General features: G+C 36.5%; 16 protein-coding genes. 3 read left to right on the top strand and 13 right to left on the bottom strand.

Going from position 1 to position 14,200, the window contains the following annotated elements; translation table 11 throughout:
* Position 1: 1 nt before the first annotated feature.
* The 8 genes from VBD025_RS11720 to VBD025_RS11685 all read right to left on the bottom strand — a co-directional run bounded on the left by VBD025_RS11720 (position 2) and on the right by VBD025_RS11685 (position 5,872).
* A complete protein-coding gene (locus tag VBD025_RS11720) occupies positions 2 to 1,153 on the bottom strand; it encodes an exonuclease SbcCD subunit D (RefSeq protein ID WP_430785652.1) in 1,152 nt (383 codons plus the stop codon).
* A gap of 1,013 nt (positions 1,154 to 2,166) precedes the next feature.
* Complete coding sequence (locus VBD025_RS11715) at positions 2,167 to 2,385, bottom strand: YozE family protein (RefSeq protein WP_430785650.1); 219 nt, start codon at positions 2,383 to 2,385, stop codon at positions 2,167 to 2,169.
* A gap of 14 nt (positions 2,386 to 2,399) precedes the next feature.
* The gene (tatC, locus tag VBD025_RS11710; RefSeq protein ID WP_430785648.1) at positions 2,400 to 3,152 is read right to left on the bottom strand and encodes a twin-arginine translocase subunit TatC; all 753 of its coding nucleotides are present in this window, start codon (positions 3,150 to 3,152) and stop codon (positions 2,400 to 2,402) included.
* 97 nt (positions 3,153 to 3,249) lie between these two features.
* A complete protein-coding gene (gene tatA / locus VBD025_RS11705; RefSeq protein WP_430785646.1) occupies positions 3,250 to 3,444 on the bottom strand; it encodes a twin-arginine translocase TatA/TatE family subunit in 195 nt (64 codons plus the stop codon).
* A 21-nt stretch (positions 3,445 to 3,465) separates the two neighbouring features.
* Positions 3,466 to 3,672 (bottom strand): twin-arginine translocase TatA/TatE family subunit, encoded by a 207-nt coding sequence (locus tag VBD025_RS11700; protein ID WP_430785644.1) that lies wholly within the window; start codon positions 3,670 to 3,672, stop codon positions 3,466 to 3,468.
* Between the two features lie 146 nt (positions 3,673 to 3,818).
* A complete protein-coding gene (gene mobA / locus VBD025_RS11695; protein WP_430785642.1) occupies positions 3,819 to 4,415 on the bottom strand; it encodes a molybdenum cofactor guanylyltransferase in 597 nt (198 codons plus the stop codon).
* Positions 4,399 to 4,890 carry a dihydrofolate reductase gene (locus VBD025_RS11690; protein WP_430785640.1) on the bottom strand — a complete coding sequence of 164 codons (492 nt, stop codon included), beginning with the start codon at positions 4,888 to 4,890 and terminating at the stop codon, positions 4,399 to 4,401. Before VBD025_RS11690 ends, mobA begins: the two co-directional genes overlap by 17 nt.
* Positions 4,891 to 4,915: 25 nt before the next feature.
* On the bottom strand, positions 4,916 to 5,872 hold the full coding sequence (locus VBD025_RS11685) for a thymidylate synthase (RefSeq protein ID WP_430785638.1): 957 nt from the start codon (positions 5,870 to 5,872) through the stop codon (positions 4,916 to 4,918).
* A gap of 147 nt (positions 5,873 to 6,019) precedes the next feature.
* Here VBD025_RS11685 and VBD025_RS11680 point away from each other — a divergent pair, with 147 nt between their 5' ends.
* Positions 6,020 to 7,066, top strand: coding sequence for an NlpC/P60 family protein (locus VBD025_RS11680; RefSeq protein WP_430785636.1), 1,047 nt, complete (start codon positions 6,020 to 6,022; stop codon positions 7,064 to 7,066).
* Between the two features lie 158 nt (positions 7,067 to 7,224).
* Here the strand turns inward: VBD025_RS11680 and VBD025_RS11675 are convergent, their stop codons facing one another.
* Together VBD025_RS11675 and VBD025_RS11670 are read right to left on the bottom strand one after the other, a co-directional pair.
* Positions 7,225 to 7,830, bottom strand: coding sequence for an HD domain-containing protein (locus VBD025_RS11675; RefSeq protein ID WP_430785634.1), 606 nt, complete (start codon positions 7,828 to 7,830; stop codon positions 7,225 to 7,227).
* Positions 7,830 to 9,500 carry a formate--tetrahydrofolate ligase gene (locus VBD025_RS11670; protein ID WP_430785632.1) on the bottom strand — a complete coding sequence of 557 codons (1,671 nt, stop codon included), beginning with the start codon at positions 9,498 to 9,500 and terminating at the stop codon, positions 7,830 to 7,832. The genes VBD025_RS11675 and VBD025_RS11670 overlap by 1 nt, the downstream gene beginning before the upstream one ends.
* Positions 9,501 to 9,738: 238 nt before the next feature.
* On the opposite strand from VBD025_RS11670, the gene VBD025_RS11665 reads away from it, so the two are divergent.
* A complete protein-coding gene (locus tag VBD025_RS11665; RefSeq protein ID WP_430785630.1) occupies positions 9,739 to 9,939 on the top strand; it encodes a cold-shock protein in 201 nt (66 codons plus the stop codon).
* Between the two features lie 379 nt (positions 9,940 to 10,318).
* Positions 10,319 to 10,993: a queuosine precursor transporter gene (locus VBD025_RS11660; RefSeq protein WP_430785628.1), complete on the top strand. Its 675-nt coding sequence runs from the start codon at positions 10,319 to 10,321 to the stop codon at positions 10,991 to 10,993.
* 4 nt (positions 10,994 to 10,997) lie between these two features.
* On the opposite strand, the gene VBD025_RS11655 is transcribed toward VBD025_RS11660, so the two are convergent.
* From VBD025_RS11655 to VBD025_RS11645, 3 genes are all read right to left on the bottom strand, one after another.
* Positions 10,998 to 11,525 carry an isoprenylcysteine carboxyl methyltransferase family protein gene (locus tag VBD025_RS11655; protein WP_430785626.1) on the bottom strand — a complete coding sequence of 176 codons (528 nt, stop codon included), beginning with the start codon at positions 11,523 to 11,525 and terminating at the stop codon, positions 10,998 to 11,000.
* Positions 11,522 to 12,610, bottom strand: coding sequence for a type III polyketide synthase (locus VBD025_RS11650; protein WP_430785624.1), 1,089 nt, complete (start codon positions 12,608 to 12,610; stop codon positions 11,522 to 11,524). Before VBD025_RS11650 ends, VBD025_RS11655 begins: the two co-directional genes overlap by 4 nt.
* A 90-nt stretch (positions 12,611 to 12,700) precedes the next feature.
* Positions 12,701 to 14,191, bottom strand: coding sequence for a carboxypeptidase M32 (locus VBD025_RS11645; protein ID WP_430791378.1), 1,491 nt, complete (start codon positions 14,189 to 14,191; stop codon positions 12,701 to 12,703).
* Positions 14,192 to 14,200 lie beyond the last annotated feature (9 nt).

Raw genomic sequence — 14,200 nt, 5'->3', positions numbered from 1 at the left:
GCTATTCCCCCCTTTCATCAGAGACGAGTTGGTTAACTACTTTTTCTACATGTTTCATACTTGTTTCTGGTATTGTTTCACCTTTTATTTCCTTATAAAACTGAGCGAATAGTTCAGTATGCGATTTAGTTTGCTGTTGTCTTATTTTTTGAAGATCGTTCAAGCTTTTTGTTGATGTCATTGATTTGCGTTCCAGCCTCAAAATATTTGGATAAACCTTACGGAGTTTATTCATTGGATCAATTATTTGACCATTATCGAGCAAGCTTACATGCATGTAATCTTCATTATTTTCAATAGGTTCATTTAATAAGTCATCAAAATAACCTTCTACAACCTTCATGTCACGTCTCGGCCTTAATGGCACATAAGAGGTGCTGCACGATCCATCACTGTTCAATTCAACCATTGTAATTGTTTTCTTATGTGTTGCTTCTGAAAACGAGTATTTTAAGATAGAGCCACTATATCTGATAACTTCACTTTTTATTTGTTGAGCCTGATGCAAATGTCCTAAAGCTACATAATTAAAATCGTTAAATAAGCTGACATTAACATAAGGGCTTCCGCCGATCATGGATAATCTTTCTTCTGATTCCGTTTCCATGCCGCCAGCAATAAAAGCATGCCCTACAAAAATGTGACGTTGCGTTTTATCAATTGATTCGTTTATTTTATTTATAATTGCTTCCATTGCTGTATGGTGAGAATTAATGGTATCGTCCTCAAATAATTCCCTTACCTCTGCCGGTTCCAAATATGGGATTAAATGAAAATGAACAGGACCGTATTCATCGTTAATAATCACAGGGGTCATATCTATATCAAGCTTTGACTTTATATATAATTGCTGTGAACGAAACAATTGAGAACCGAAGTCTAACCTGTCCGGACTGTCATGATTACCTGCAATTGCTAAAACTGGTATTTGCAGCTCGACAATTAACGTAGTTAGTATTCTATTAAGTAGTTCAACAGCTTCTCTTGGTGGTACTGCCCGGTCATACAAATCACCCGCAACAATTATTGCGTCAGGTTTTTCAGTTTTTGTTATCTCTATTATTTCATTCAAAATATAGTCTTGTTCTTCTGTCATATGGACGCTATTTACAATTTTCCCTAAATGCCAATCGGCAGTATGTAATATTTTCATGAATAGACCCCCCAAGCTTCTTTTATTTTATCACGTATCCTAGAAATATTTTCTTACTTAAGCCATTTTCGCAGACAGAAAATTGTTAATTAATGCGATAAAGACCGTTCTTGCAGCATTTAGAATATATTACTTCACACGAATTACAAATATATGTATTACTAAAACATGTTGTTAGTTACTTTGTCGTAGAAGAAGGAAACTGCGACGTAACTCGATTTAAATTTGGCTTTATTATCAAGTAGAGATTCTGAAGCTGCCGTCCAGGGTCGCTCCGGGCGGATGCTTTCCTCGGGCGCGGCTTCAGTCTCCTCGAGAGCGGGGTCTTCAGACTCGTGCTGTTCCCGAAGGAGTCACCGCCCTCCGCTCACCAGGACTGGTTAAGCTAATGGATGTTGAAATAGACATAGATATCAAAAGTGCGTTTAATAAATCTGTGACGATGGAAGTCATCGATGAGATACTGGAGTGCGACAAATGTCACTGAAAAAGAGATTGATCTTAAAAATTTAATTTCTTACCTTAACTTAACATCTTCGAATATACGATGACTTCTCGAAAAAGAAAAACACTTTTTCTTCTTGCGATGCCTTTTCAGGTAAGCTTTCCTTATCCTGTGGGAACAGCGCGAGCTGAAGATCCCACAGGAAAGCGGTTTATAAATGAGGGCCAACTAAACCCGTCCTTTGCGGACAACGTTGGCATACCCCTTGCTGGGGCAAGGAAGCTGAAGCCGTGCCCGCGGAAAGTGAAGTATATTCGAAGATTCGAAAATAGATCTACCTATTTCGTGCCACACACAACTTTTTCAGTGGCCACCTGCTTGTGGCACAAGTAGGATCGCCATCAGCGGGAATCTCGTTGCTGTTAATTCGCAGTTTAGAGATTTTGCGTAAACTACAATAAATGATTGCGTGCTTATTCAACTATTACAGGAAGCACTAACTTATTTATTCGGTAAAAGTTGAGTTACCTATAATAAACATGCCCTGGTATTGGATACCAGAGCATGTTTATTTTTCTCTTATTACATACACGTCCCACATTTCATCAAACACTCGCAATGCATTTGTAAATGGACTATTCCATTCTAAATAATTACTGATTTCATCATAGTCCGTTGAATGTTTCGGAAAACTAGCATCATAAAATGCAAAGTCAGCTAATCGACTTTCATCGGTGGGCATCTTCTTTCCTCTGTAAGTTAAAATAAAATGATAAAACGAACGCATTCAATGCACCTCACTTACTCATCCATAAATTCCTGATGCTTTTTAAGTCGTTTATTATAAACTATCTGTGCAAAATAAATACTGATTTCATATAAGATAATCAATGGTATTGCTACCACTATTTGCAGAACAAAATCCGGTGGAGTCACAATAGCTCCAATTATCACGAGAACAAAGTAAGCGTACTTCCTAATCTTTTTCAAAAAATCAGGTGTAATTATTCCAAGACTAGTAAGAAACATTGCCACAACCGGTATTTCAAACAATATTGCAAATGGAACGGTGACCCTTAATAGAAATTTGAAATATTTATCCACTGTAAACAGCTGATCAAACATTCCATCGTTTAAGGAAAGTAGGAATGGTAAGATTAATTTGATAAAGAGTATGTAACCAAATGTTAATCCCACTAAAAAAAGAATAAAAACTGCAGGTATATATGCCAAAGATGCTTTACGTTCATTAGATGTAAGTCCTGGTTTTATAAATAGCCATACCTGTAAGCATAGAACTGGAATAGTTCCTGCGACAGCAACAAGACCTGCCATCATAAAATAAATCCAGATGATATCACCCGGTCCTGTGACAATTAAGGAAAAATCCACGTCACTCTTAAAGAAATAATAGATATCCTTAACATAAATAAAGCCGAGTATAAAAAATCCTATAAAAAAGATAGCTGTTACAATAATTCTGTTTCTAAGTTCAGACAAATGACCTGTGAAATTCATTTCTTTCTCAAGTAGATTTTGTTTTTCTTCAGACATTATTTCACTCTCCTGGCGCTAGCTATTAAGGGCGTTATCCCTATACAGCGCAAAAGAAGATGTAAGGCTTGTCCCCCTACACCTCCAACATTAGTTATTAGTTTGATGTTTTATCATTTTTATCTTTTTTTTCAGGATCATCATCAGACATAATGTCTTTTGTTGCATTCTTAAATTCCTTTAAGGAACTGCCAAATGATTTTCCGATTTCTGGTAATTTAGATGGTCCAAAGATAATTAATGCTATAACAAGGATAATAATTAATCCTGGAATTCCTATATTACTTAACATGATTAATCACTCCGAAAGGTATTATTTGCTTTCTTTTCCTTCTACAATTGCTTTTGCTTCTTTTATTTCGTCTCCAGCATCCCCGGTTAAATCTCGAGCGGAATTTTTAAATTCGCGCAGCGTTTGGCCAGCAGCTTTTCCTATCTCAGGTAGTTTCTTAGGTCCGAAAACAACCAATGCAACAATTAATATTAATATTAAACCTGGTACTCCAATACTTGATAACATATCGTTCACCTTCTTTTACTAGATAGTTTCATTATAATGCTAAACCTAGTCTACTTTACATTAGATCGTTAAAAATACACACAATGTTCATAATTACAATCCGCATTTCGCTTTAAGTTTAACACGGTTGATATCTTTGAAACAACCTATAATAGTTTTGCCTGCTGATATTGTGATTTATCGTTCATGTTAAAGAAATGTTTTTCTAATTCTTTATCCGAAATACCATGAAAATTTTCTACGTATCTAACGTTTATGTTTTCAAATAACGTCTTTATTTTTCGATGTCCGGCGTCTAATTGATGCTGGATAGCTGAATGAATCCGTTTATGGTAAATCCCTGAAAGTGGATGTATTTTCTTCTGATAAATTGGTACTACTGCATCAGCTTCTTTTAAGTGACTGTAAAGAAGCTGATAGACGTTTTTGCTTATAAACGGCGTATCACATGCACTTACAAGGAAATAATCCACTTCTATCCGTTTCAAAGCAGCTTCTAAACCCGCCAGTGGTCCTTGGTCGAGATAATTATCCTGGATAACAGGTAAACCGAGGAAACAATAAGGGCCAGGGTCATTTGAAATAATAACTGTTTTACTGCTTAATAGTTTCATCTCTTCTGTAATATGTCCTATAACTAATTTATTTTTTAAAGGAAGAAGTGCTTTGTTTGTTCCCATGCGAGTTGACAATCCACCAGCAAGTATAACGCTGCAACATTTCACGTTATACTTTCCGATCATATTGAAGGAAATAATAATCGTAAGGATTATTTTCGTTCTTTTCGCCTTTTTCCTTACTGGTTAAATAAAAGTCCTCTTCAGAAAACGAAGGAAAATATGTATCACCAATAAATGACTCGTCAATCCATGTAATATACATTCGATCTACAAAAGGTAATACTTGTTCAAACACTTTTGCCCCTCCGATAACCATAAATTCTTCCTCAGGATTTTTTTCATTCCAGCTTTTTATAGTATCAATGTCATGTATTACTTCTACTTCTTTTGGATAGGATGGGTTTTGACTTGTTAATACAACACTTTTCCGATTAGGTAATGGACCACCTAGCGAATCGTAGGTTTTCCGCCCCATGATCATCGTATGACCAGTTGTTTTTTCTTTAAAAAACCTTAAATCCTTGGGTAGGCGCCAAGGCAAGTCATTGTTTAAACCCATTACACGATTACGATCTATTGCGACTACAAACGATAACATTATAAATTCTCTCCTCTCATGCACACTAAACAGCGATCGGTGCTTTGATAGCTGGGTGTGGAGAATAGTTTTTCATTTCAAAGTCACTCATATCAAAGTCAAAGATACTGGATTTCTCTGTATTTAAGATTAATTCTGGTAATTCTTTTATATCTCTTCCTAACTGTGTTGTTACTTGATCAATATGATTCCTGTAAATATGAGCATCACCAAATGTATGAACGAACTCCCCAACTTCAAGATTACATTCGTGTGCTATTAAATGTGTCAATAAAGCATAACTCGCTATATTGAATGGAACACCAAGAAATATATCTGCGCTTCTTTGATATAATTGGCAGGATAGTTTGCCATCTGCTACATAAAATTGAAACATTGTATGACATGGAGGGAGTGCCATATTTGGAACATCTTCAGGATTCCATGCAGACACAATATGCCGCCTGGAATCTGGATTTTCCCGAATCGATGTAATTACTTCTTTTAGTTGATCAATTGTATTGTTCTGGGTTGTCTTCCATTCACGCCATTGTTTTCCGTAAACCGATCCTAAATCTCCGAATTTCTCAGCGAAATCATCATCCTGCAAAATATTTTTTTTAAAAATATTCATTTGTTCTTGATATTGCTGATTAAAAGATTCATCTGATTGACTTTTATTACCAAAATCAGTCATGTCCGGACCATTGTATTCTTCGCTTTCCACCCATTTTTTAAACGCCCATTCATTCCATATATTATTATTATGCTTTAATAGAAAACGTATATTCGTATCACCATTTATAAACCACAAAAGCTCACTTGCAACAAGGCGAAACGGTACTTTCTTTGTTGTTAGTAATGGAAATCCACGACTTAAATCAAATCGGATTTGGTGTCCGAAAACGGATAGGGTCCCCGTATTTGTGCGATCTCCCTTTTTGTTTCCGTTGACAAGAACGTGCTTGCACATATCCAAATATGCTTGTTCACCATTTTGCATTATGTTCGCCTCCGTATCCGTATATTAAGATATTCCTAACAATTTAATGCATTTATTGTAACATAAACGTAACCTCAATACGTCATATAGGAAGTAATTTTGACATAACCCTGTTAGAAGAGTCCTGTTTAGAAAGGGGATAGTTTTGTGCTGAATACTACTGTTAAACATGTAGCAAAACAATCTTTCCTGTACAGCTGTGTATTAAGTCAACCGTTCACTGTCTTTGTTAATGCGTATCCTTTTATTCAAAGTAAAGCACTGCTTGAGGAGGAGTATTTAAACTACGGTGAGCACGGGGAATCAATTCGAATATTACAACATAAGTTAAATAAATTATCCTATTTCGACGACGAAATTGATGGAGATTTTAACATTTTGACAGAACATGCTATTAAAAAGTTTCAAAAAGATCACGGAATAACTGTTACGGGTCAGGCTAACAGGAAAACATTACACATCATTATTAGAGCTGAGCGCAGTAAATATATTAATCAATTGGTCAACGTTACAGACTCCATTTCACCTGGTATGAAGAATGATGACGTAGGAATTGTACAAAAAGCCCTCTATTATTTTGGATATTACAAAGGGAAGATTGACAACAGCTATGGTCCATTAACCGCTAGGGCAATTAAGACTGCTGAAGAACGACATAAGATTGATCTAACGGAAGAAGTCACAGAAACTCATGTTCAGACTCTGCACACATCTGTCGAACATGATAGTAGCGAAAACAATGATATTAAGATAAATGAATCTAAAAAAGAAGAATCCAATCCTATAGAAGTTAAAGTGAAAAAAAAAGAAAAAGTTAAAAAGGTAGACGTTGTACAATCGTCAAATGGAGGAACAGTAAGTGTTGCACGTTCATTAATAGGTACTCCATATGTTTGGGGTGGCCAATCGGTAAAAGGTTTTGACTGCAGCGGATTTATCCAATACGTGTTTGCAACTCAAAACGTTACTGTCCCACGCTCAGTTAATGATATGTGGAACTTTGCTTCCTCAGTTGGTAAGCCTTCGGTTGGTGACTTGGTTTTCTACGAAACGTATAAACCAGGACCTTCACATATGGGTATTTATATTGGAAATAACAGCTTTATTCATGCTGGCACGAATGGTGTAGAGGTCACGGATATGAGTTATCGTTATTGGCAAGAACGTTACCTTGGTGCAAAGCGAGTTAAATAAATGTTAAAGAGAAATGGAAAAAGTTATATTTTTATAAATCATAATCCGAACGTTCCATTTGGCGCGTTCGGATTATTTGCTTATTTTACTATAAAGTTCATATCAGCCAACGATGCGTTAAAATACGGTTTTATTTCAGACTCTCTCATGTTTTAGAGTTATGACTCACCTTTCCATTCCTGAAAGAAATGGTCTAAATACGTTTCCATAAACTGATGTCGCTCTTTTGCCATATCTATTGCAGTCTGTGTATGCATCATACCTTTCAGCTTTATCAGTTTGTCATAAAAATGCTGGATAGATGTATTATTCGGGTTCGTTCCATCATAAATATGCTGATCTTTGGTACCACCATAAGCAAAAACTCGAGCAATGCCGATTGCACCAATTGCGTCAAGCCGATCTGCATCCTGGACAATTTTCCCTTCAAGTGTAGATGGGGTTAACCCTTTACTAAATGAAACACTTTCCATTGCGCTCTGAATAGCTTTTACTTCGTGTTTGGTTACATTGATTTCATCTAAGAATTCATCCATCTCTATTCGGGCCAGCTGCGGATTTACAAATAACTTCTTATCTCCTACATCATGCAGCCATGCAGCTGCTTCAGTAATAAAGGCGTCAGCTGCTTCATTTCGGGCAATTGTTTTTGCAAGACGTGCAACGCGTTCCATATGATAAAAATCGTGTCCAGTTGCGTCATCCTGAAAAAGGTTAAAAATGTAATCGCGTATAGAATCGAGCTGTATTGTCTTATTATCCATTAAAACAAACCTACAATTTTCCCGTCTTCTAATACGTCCATATTATATGCAGCTGGTTTTTTGGGTAATCCCGGCATTGTCATCATTTCACCTGTCAAAACTACAATAAATCCTGCACCAATAGATGCGTGAAGCTCACGAATAGCAACAGTAAAGTTTTCAGGACGACCTAGTAATTTAGGATCGTCACTTAAAGAATACTGGGTTTTAGCCATGCAAATAGGAAGGTTTCCCCAGCCTTGGCTTTCATAAAAGGTTAACTGTTTCTTGGCTTTTTGGGATAATTCTATATCTGCAGCTCCATAAATTTTTTGTGTAACTGTTCTTATTTTAGTTTCCAAGGATTCATTCACATCATACGTGTATTGGAAGTCACGTTCGTTAGACTTAGCTTTTGCTATTATTTTTTCTGCGAGTTCAATCCCGCCTTTTCCACCTTTTTCCCATACCTCTGTTAACGCAACTTCAGCACCATGTGATTCACACCATGTTTGTATAAAATCTATTTCTGCTTGAGTGTCTGCAGGGAATTTGTTGATTGCAATAACATATGGTATTCCGAACTGTTCGATGGTTTCCATATGTTTTTTTAAATTAGACATTCCATTTTTTAGCGCTTCCACATTTTCCGTTTTCAAATTGTCTTTGGCAACTCCACCATGCATTTTCAAGGCACGTACTGTTGCAACAATAACGACTGCATCTGTATCTATTTCCCCTGCTCTTGACTTGATATTCAAAAACTTCTCAGCTCCAAGGTCTGCCCCGAAACCTGCCTCGGTTACAACGTATTCGCCCAGTTTAGCTGCAGTTTTAGTAGCCATGATACTGTTACATCCGTGGGCAATGTTTGCAAAAGGACCGCCGTGGATGATAGCTGGAGTATTTTCAGTTGTTTGAACCAGATTTGGTTTGATAGCATCTTTTAAAAGTAACGTCAGTGCACCCTCCACTTGTAAATCTTTAACGGTAACCGGCTCTTCCTCGTATGTATATCCGATTACGATACGTGAAATACGCTCTTTCAAATCTTCTAAATCGGTGGATAAGCATAATATTGCCATTATTTCAGAAGCAACTGTAATCGTGAAGCCATCTTCACGAGGGACACCACGAAGCGGACCACCAAGACCTACTACAATTTGTCTTAATACACGATCATTCATATCCATTACGCGTTTCCACTCTATTCTTCTCGGATCAATATTTAACTCATTCCCCCGATGGATATGATTATCTATGATTGCGGATAACGCGTTATTAGCACTTGTAATCGCATGAAGATCACCAGTGAAATGCAAGTTTATATCTTCCATTGGCAAAACCTGCGAATAACCACCTCCGGCCGCACCACCTTTCATTCCCATTACTGGGCCAAGTGACGGTTCACGTAAAGCGATTATTGCTTTTTGGTTCAATTTATTCAGTGCTTGTCCCAGTCCAACAGTTACCGTAGATTTCCCTTCACCGGCAGGCGTTGGATTAATTGAAGTAACTAAAATGACTTTACCATTTGGCTTACTGTCCAACTTTTTCAAGAGGTTATCTGACAGTTTAGCTTTCGTATGACCGTATGGTTCCCAGTCTTCCTCAGTCAAATCAAGGTCATTTGCTATTTCTCTAATTGGTTTAAGTGATGCTCCTTGTGCAATTTCAATGTCCGTCTTCAATAATATTACCCCTTTCCTTTTTTCATATGTCTAGTTTACCTTAAATTGAAAAAGAGTTATATGAAAAATTAAAAAATATGCCAGGAAGTCAATTTAAATATAGATTTTTGCTCTTGACTGAATAATCAAATTAAGCTATATTGGACTCAAGCAAAGTAGATGTGGAGCATAGCGATATCGTATCTATCTGCTTTGTATTAACACGTTTTACGTGAAAGTTTTTAGGAGGATTTATAAGATGGAAAACGGGACTGTAAAATGGTTTAATGCAGAAAAAGGTTATGGATTTATCCAAGTTGAAGATGGTGATGATGTTTTTGTACATTTCTCAGCAATTCAGGAAGAAGGATTCAAATCATTAGAAGAGGGTCAATCTGTATCATTTGAAATTATCGAAGGCGAGCGCGGACCACAAGCTGCTAATGTCACAAAAAATTAGTACTCGTATAAATGAAACCGACAATCATACTCGACTGTCGGTTTTTTTGTGCGTGGAAAGCACCGCCCGCAGCGATCCTGGACGGCTGCTTTAGAGTATATTTAAGATAATAAACTAATGTTATTTCACAGGATAGATATTTTGCGCACCTCCAACAATAGATTGAAGGCTAATTCCACAACTGCAGGCAACACCATCTTATGTATGCTGGAGAGTTGGTTACTGCCCTCTATAAAAATTTACTACTGACGTTTTTAAAAGAAAAATTTTTCTAAACTTTATATACTTGCATTACCTGATAGTAATCCGTATAATAAATTCTGTTGATTTTCCGCGGTTCGTAAACTCCCGCGTTATCAAAACTAAGGAGGATATTAATATGTCCAACGAATTAATATGGATAGTTTTTGCACTTGTAAATTTTTCATTATTACTGTTATTTTACCGTCTATTTGGTAAAATGGGACTGTTTGTTTGGATCGGGATGGCTACGGTTATAGCTAATATTCAGGTTTTAAAAACTGTTGAATTATTTGGTTTGACGGCAACCTTAGGTAATATTATTTACGGTTCTGCCTACTTAGCTACCGATATTATAAATGAAAAATATAGTAAGAAAGATGCTAAAAAAGCAGTGTGGCTAGGTTTCTCCACTCTGCTTGCAATGACTGTTATTATGCAGCTGGCGATGGCTTTTGAACCTGCTGAAAGTGACTTTGCGCAAGGTGCTCTCGAAACATTGTTTGGTTTAATTCCACAAATCGCTCTTGGTAGTATGATTGCTTACATTGTAAGTCAATACTTTGATGTATGGGTTTACGATAAATTCAGAAAAATTTTCCCTTCCACAAAGTATCTTTGGTTACGTAACAATGGTAGTACCATGATTAGTCAATTGCTGGATACTGCAGTATTCTGCAGTATTGCATTCTATGGTCAATATCCACTTGATATCTGGATAGAAATATTTATAACAACCTATGTAATTAAATTTATAGTTGCATTAATTGATACACCATTTATGTATATTGCAAAATATATGAAGGGTAGCTGATCAGCTACCCTTTTTTTAATGTTTCTATATCTTTCAAAGCTTGATTTTCTACTGGCAGACGCCATTTCAAAAGGATAAAAATATGAAGGAACGGAAAAATTATCGCTGTGTAGAGAGCACCTAATAGTAATGGAATAATAAATAACTCTATTCCTACAATAAGATAATTAGGATGTTTTACAAAGCGGTAAGGTCCGCTTGATCGTAAAGTAGAACCAGGTAAAATTATTACCTTTGTATTCCAAAACTTTCCTAGACTGCTTATACACCAGACACGAGCAATTTGAGTGAGTATGAATATTCCAAATAAGAAAGGATTAATAGCCTCCAAACGAGTGTCAGAAAGCAAAACTTCCGTAATAATACTTATAAAAAAGAGAATATGGAGGATGACAAACCATTTATAATGATTTCCCCCACGTTCAACCCCACCTTGTAGCAGCATCCATGCTTCATTTTTTCGGGCGATAATTAATTCCGCTACCCTCTGACAAACTAGAAACGCAATTATAATCCAAATCCATAACGTCATCTGTACCACTCCAGCAATAACAATTCTGAGCTGAATCCAGGACCGAGTGCCGACAAAATACTATGCTCACCAACTGGAACATCTTCTTTCATCCATTCATTTAGCACGTAGATCACAGTAGCCGATGACATGTTACCATGTTCTTTTAATACCTTATGGGAATGAAGAAACTTTTCCCCAGTCACCTGCAATACCTCTTCCATTGCATCCAGCACTTTTTTTCCGCCAGGATGTGCAATAAATGAATGAACATCTTCTTTCGAAAGTTTATTTTTTGATATAAAGTCATAAATATGACTTTTCCAAAGAGTATGTACAAGTCCCGGTATACTTTTTGAGAAGATAACGCCTAATCCATCATTGGTAACATCCCATCCCATGACAGATAATGTATTTCTTTCCAGGTGGGAGCTTGTATTCATAATTTTTGGTCTTGTTTTTTTAATATGTGCAAGATAAGGAGACTTTTCTCCAATGAGCAAGGTTGCTCCAACACCGTCACCAAATAGAGCAGTACCGATAATATTACTTTTTGAGGAATCATCTTTTTGGAAAGTTAGACTACATAACTCACAACAAATCAGGAGTGCCGTCTTCTCTGGATGGGCCGTAATCCAATCATTAACTCTTGCTAACCCAGTTGCGCCTCCCGCACATCCTAATCCCCACAACGGCATACGTGCCACGTCTGATCGAAAAGGACGTTCATTAATAATGTACGCATCTAGTGAAGGAGTAGCAATTCCAGTGCTTGATACAAATGCAATCATATCTACTGCTTCATAAGGAACGTCCTCTGTTAATTGGGTTTTGTTAGAGAGACAGGAGTCAATGGCATCAAGTGAATATTCTATCGCGTATTTTTGATATAAATCATTCTTTTCTTTAAATGTATGTTCCTCTTTAAACCAGTCTTTACTAACAACTAGCTGACGTTTATCAATTCTTGCATGATCATAAACAGGCATTAGACGTTCCAATTGTTTTTCATCGTAAGGAAAAATATGCTTAATTAATTGTTTGACTTCACTCTGCAGTAACTCATGTCTTGGAATACCAAGGCCAACGGAAGCTATATATGACATACTATCACCTCTTATCTTTCATTTAGGATGCTCGATAGTGAATAAAATAATACGTAATAAAAAGACAAGGCAAAAAAGCCCTGTCTTCCCTTACAACTTATATATACCTGAATACTTATCGGTAAGATAGTTTACCAGATATGCAGAATTCAGCTTCTCATTTGTTACATCTTCTACTATTTCAAGCGGTTTTTTCAATTTGCCGTATTGATGTATATTAGTGGTCAACCATTCTTTGATTGGCGTGAAATCTCCTGAAGTAATCTGCTTATCTATATCCATTTCATTTTTCAATGTGTGATTAAATTGTGCCGCGTACATGTATCCCAGTGCATACGAAGGGAAATAACCAAAGTCTCCACCAGACCAATGGATATCCTGTAAAACACCTTCACGATCTGTTGGTGGGGTCACACCTAGGTACTCCTGCATTTTTTCATTCCATAATTCAGGCAGATCAGCAACTTTGATATCACCATTTATCAGGCTCTTTTCCAGTTCATATCGAATCATAATATGTAAAGGATATGTTAACTCGTCAGCTTCAATACGAATAAGTGAAGGTTTCACTTCGTTGACTGCCTGATAAAAATCAGCTAAAGGCACAGACTGGAAATTATCTGGAGCAAAAGATTTAAATAGCTCATAATGAGAGCTCCAGAAAGATTCCGTTCTTCCTACAAAGTTCTCCCAAAATAATGACTGAGACTCGTGTATCCCCATAGAAGTTCCACCTGAAAGTGGAGTATTGGAAAGACGCTTACTAATATTTTGCTCGTATAAAGCATGTCCACCCTCATGAATGGTTCCAAATATAGCTGTCCGAAAGTCAGTTTCATCATATTTGGTTGTCACTCTCACATCATTCTGGTTCAAAGCAATGGCGAATGGGTGAATCGTCTCATCAAGTCGACCAGATGAGAAGTCATATCCCATTTTTTCAAGTATTGCTAAGCTGAACGCTTTTTGATTATCTTTCGGGAAATGTCCTTCAAGTATTGATGGATCCGGCTGAACAGGGCTTGCAGAAATTCGATTCAATAAATTTGTTAAAGAAGTTCTTAATTCTGGAAAGACATTATCAAGCGTTTTCACAGTTACACCTGGTTCATAATTATCTAACAGAGCATCATAGATATTATCTTCATATCCCCAGTAGTTTGCAAACTTTTGGTTAAATTCAACTAGTTTTTCTAAATAAGGCTGGAATAGAGAAAAATCATCTTTCTCTCTAGCTTCTTGCCAAATAGCCTCTGATTTAGACTGAAGCATAACAAATTCTTTGTATTCATCAGAAGGAATTTTACGATTTCGCTCATACTTGTCTTCACATTCAGCAACTGTCTTCTTAATTATTTCATCTTTTGAATGGTCCTTTAAAACATCTATAAAGTATTTCATTTTCTCAGAGGTTTCAAGCTGATGCAGTTTCTCAGATAAAAATCCAACGACAGCTGAGCGTTGTTCTACGCCTTTTTTCGGAATTTTAGTTCTCATATCCCAATGCGCTAACATAATTGTTTCTTTATAAGCGTTTTGTTCATCAAGTAAGTTTTGAAAATCCTTTTCAACAAGTGCAATATTGTCCAA

The sequence above is a fragment of the Virgibacillus flavescens genome (assembly GCF_050574275.1).
In the GTDB taxonomy this organism is placed as follows: Bacteria; Bacillota; Bacilli; order Bacillales; family Amphibacillaceae; genus Virgibacillus_F; species Virgibacillus_F flavescens.
Note: the sequence above shows the minus strand (reverse complement) of the source record. Positions and strands in the feature narration are given on the sequence as shown.

What these genes read in the sequence shown, in the direction of transcription:
- VBD025_RS11700 (WP_430785644.1), bottom strand. Translation starts at nt 3,672, where the DNA reads ATGTTATCAAGTATTGGAGTACCAGGTTTAATATTAATATTAATTGTT.
- VBD025_RS11655 (WP_430785626.1), bottom strand. Translation starts at nt 11,525, where the DNA reads ATGACGTTATGGATTTGGATTATAATTGCGTTTCTAGTTTGTCAGAGG.
- VBD025_RS11660 (WP_430785628.1), top strand. Translation starts at nt 10,319, where the DNA reads ATGTCCAACGAATTAATATGGATAGTTTTTGCACTTGTAAATTTTTCA.
- VBD025_RS11685 (WP_430785638.1), bottom strand. Translation starts at nt 5,872, where the DNA reads ATGCAAAATGGTGAACAAGCATATTTGGATATGTGCAAGCACGTTCTT.
- VBD025_RS11675 (WP_430785634.1), bottom strand. Translation starts at nt 7,830, where the DNA reads ATGGATAATAAGACAATACAGCTCGATTCTATACGCGATTACATTTTT.
- VBD025_RS11690 (WP_430785640.1), bottom strand. Translation starts at nt 4,890, where the DNA reads ATGTTATCGTTTGTAGTCGCAATAGATCGTAATCGTGTAATGGGTTTA.
- VBD025_RS11665 (WP_430785630.1), top strand. Translation starts at nt 9,739, where the DNA reads ATGGAAAACGGGACTGTAAAATGGTTTAATGCAGAAAAAGGTTATGGA.
- mobA (WP_430785642.1), bottom strand. Translation starts at nt 4,415, where the DNA reads ATGATCGGAAAGTATAACGTGAAATGTTGCAGCGTTATACTTGCTGGT.
- tatC (WP_430785648.1), bottom strand. Translation starts at nt 3,152, where the DNA reads ATGTCTGAAGAAAAACAAAATCTACTTGAGAAAGAAATGAATTTCACA.
- VBD025_RS11650 (WP_430785624.1), bottom strand. Translation starts at nt 12,610, where the DNA reads ATGTCATATATAGCTTCCGTTGGCCTTGGTATTCCAAGACATGAGTTA.
- tatA (WP_430785646.1), bottom strand. Translation starts at nt 3,444, where the DNA reads ATGTTAAGTAATATAGGAATTCCAGGATTAATTATTATCCTTGTTATA.
- VBD025_RS11715 (WP_430785650.1), bottom strand. Translation starts at nt 2,385, where the DNA reads ATGCGTTCGTTTTATCATTTTATTTTAACTTACAGAGGAAAGAAGATG.
- VBD025_RS11720 (WP_430785652.1), bottom strand. Translation starts at nt 1,153, where the DNA reads ATGAAAATATTACATACTGCCGATTGGCATTTAGGGAAAATTGTAAAT.